This is a genomic window from Streptomyces graminilatus (assembly GCF_001418565.1).
GTDB classification, from domain to species: domain Bacteria; phylum Actinomycetota; class Actinomycetes; order Streptomycetales; family Streptomycetaceae; genus Streptomyces; species Streptomyces graminilatus.
The window spans coordinates 1-2,119 of the sequence record NZ_LIQQ01000551.1; the positions used below are offsets into that span (position 1 = coordinate 1).

Here is a 2,119-nt window from a genome sequence, read left to right on the forward strand (position 1 = left end):
GGGTTCACCGGGTTCACCGGGAGTGGTGCCCGTGCGGGCGGGCGGCCTGGTCCAGGGCCGCGTCGAGGGCTGCCGCTACGGCCGTCACGTGCGGGGCTCGCACCAGTGCGTAGTGGTCGGCGTCGCTGTCGTGCCGTACCAGCCCGTCCGGTACGCGGGCCGCCCATCGGTCGGCGGCGTACAGGGCGGCGCCCGTGATGCTCTGGTGGAAGTGCGCCGGGCCGGTGGCGACGGGCGGCCGGTACTGGGCGGCGGCCAGCAGTCCGGTGCGGAAGACGGCGTAGTGGCGGGCCAGTTCGTCGTCCCCGAAGGCCGGGGCGGAGCCGTCGGTGGCGAGGGCTTCGGCGACGGCCCGCAGCCGGGCGGGCGGGTCGGTGGCCCCGGTCAGTGCGGCGCGCAGGGCGTCGCGTGCGGCGGCGTCGGGGTCCGTTCCGGCGGACCGGGCGAGGTCTTCGTGGAACCACTCCAGCAGGGCGGTCTCGTCGGCGGGCACGTCCGTGGTCCCGGGGTAGGCGGTGTCGAGCAGGGTGAGGGTCGCCACCTCCTCGCCGACGGCGCGCAGTTGGTGGGCCATCTCGTAGGCGAGCAGTCCGCCGAGGGACCAGCCGGCCAGGTGGTACGGGCCGTGCGGCCGGACCTCTCGCAGGGCGGTGAGGTGGGCGGCGGCGAGTTCCGGCACGGTGGCGGGCACGATCTCTTCGTCGGAGACCGTCAGGCCCGGCGCCGTCAGTCCGTACACCGGGCGGTCCGGTCCCAGTGCCGCCGCGAGGGCGCGGTAGCACAGGACGTTGCCGCCCACGGGGTGGACGAGGAAGAGCGGGTCCAGGTCGCCGTCGGGCCGGATGCGTACGACGGTGTCCGGCCGGGCGGGGTGGCGCCGGGCGCGCAGGGCCTGTGCCTGCGCGGCGATGGTGGGGTGCTCCAGCACCGTGGACACCGACAGGCGTTCACCGAAGGCCTCGTTGATCCGGCCGATGAGGCGCAGGGCGTCGATGGAGTGTCCCCCCGCGGCGAAGAAGTCGTCGTGGGCGCCGACCGGTCCGGTGTCCAGGAGCCGCTCCCAGATGTGGGCGAGACGGGTCTCGGTCGTGCCACGGGGCGGCCGGGACGGGTCCCGGCGCGGTGCGTGCGCCGGGTCCGGGGCGGGCAGGGCGGCCCGGTCGAGCTTGCCGTTACGGGTGAGGGGCAGCGCGTCGAGCAGCACCCATGCCGAGGGCACCATGTGGCCGGGGAGCCGGGTGCGGGCGTACGCGTCCAGTTCCGTGCCGGCTGTGGCCTCGTCCGCCCCACTGTCGCCCGCTGCGACCACGTAGGCGGTGAGGCGTTCGCCGCGCAGCAGGACCGCGCATGCGTGGACCGAGGGGTGTTCGGCGAGTACGGCCTCGATCTCGCCGGGTTCGACGCGGAAGCCGCGGATCTTCATCTGGTGGTCGGTGCGCCCCGCGTATTCGAGGGCGCCGTCCGCCCGGTGCCGGGCCAGGTCGCCGGTGCGGTAGAGGCGGCGGGTGATGCCGTCGGGGCCGGTGTGCTCGATGAACCGTTCGGCGGTCAGGTCCGGGCGTCCGTGGTAGCCGAGGGCCAGTCCGACGCCTTCGAGGAACAGTTCCCCGGTGACGCCCGTCGGCACCTCGGACAGGCGCGCGTCCAGGACGTGGACGCGCATGTTGGCGATGGGCCGGCCGATCGGCACGGTGTCCCCGGTGCCGGGCCGGCAGTGCCACGCGGTGACGTCGACGGCCGCCTCGGTCGGGCCGTACAGGTTGTGCAGTTCGACGTCCGGGAGCAGGTCGAGGAAGCGGGTGCGCACCTCGGGCGGCAGGGCCTCGCCGCTGCACACGACGCGGGTGAGACCGGTGGCGTGCCGTACCGCGAGGGGGTCGTCGAGGAAGACGCCGAGCATCGACGGCACGAAGTGCGCGGTGCTGACGCCCTCGTCCTTGATGAGCCCGGCCAGGTAGGCGGGGTCGCGCTGGCCGCCGGGGCGGGCGAGGACGAGCGTGGCGCCGGTGAGCAGGGGCCAGAACAGCTCCCACACCGACACGTCGAACGTGTAGGGCGTCTTGTGCAGGACGCGTTCGCCGGGGGTGAGGCCGTAGGCGTCCTGCATCCACAGCAGCCG

Annotated in this window: 1 protein-coding gene; it reads right to left on the reverse strand. The window is 74.7% G+C overall.

Features of this window, described 5'->3' with window-relative positions:
- Positions 1-13: 13 nt before the first annotated feature.
- A partial coding sequence (locus tag AOK08_RS36190) for a non-ribosomal peptide synthetase (RefSeq protein ID WP_157876944.1) occupies positions 14-2,119 on the reverse strand: 2,106 nt, incomplete at its 5' end.